This is a genomic window from bacterium (assembly GCA_028821235.1).
Classification (GTDB): Bacteria; Actinomycetota; Acidimicrobiia; order Spongiisociales; family Spongiisociaceae; genus Spongiisocius.
Genome location: JAPPGV010000154.1, coordinates 1 through 400 on the forward strand (window position 1 = coordinate 1; position 400 = coordinate 400).

Annotated in this window: 1 protein-coding gene; it reads right to left on the reverse strand. The window is 62.8% G+C overall.

All coding sequences use genetic code 11. The features are described from left to right. Positions 1–202 (reverse strand): hypothetical protein (locus OXK16_16100; GenBank protein ID MDE0377465.1); only part of this gene is annotated, 202 nt, incomplete at its 3' end. Between the last annotated feature and the right edge of the window lie 198 nt (positions 203–400).

Consider the following 400-nt stretch of genomic DNA (forward strand, 5'->3'; position numbering starts at 1 on the left):
CGTCATAACCCTGACACACAGCAGGCATATCAGCCATAGCCGTAGGAGCGGCCGTGGCGGTGGTCTCGGTAGCGGCCGCCGTGGTGGCCTGGGTAGCGGCCGGAGCGGCAGTGGTCTCCGCCGGTTCGTCATCATCGCCGCCGCACGCGGCGGCTACCAGCGATAGAGCCAATACAACCGCCAACAACTTGAGTTTTCTCATCAATCCTCCCTCTGATCGCTGAAGAGATCCCCGTCTTCACCGGGAAACCGGCAAGCACGACCGGCATAGCCCCGGACATGAGCACTCGCAGGTTAATCGAATGAAACCGGTGGTCTGTCTGCGGAATGGCGGTGTGGTGTGGCGTCGGCAGCGGTGTTCCTCGCAAGGCCCGCTAACGAAGGCGTACCCGCAGCGGTA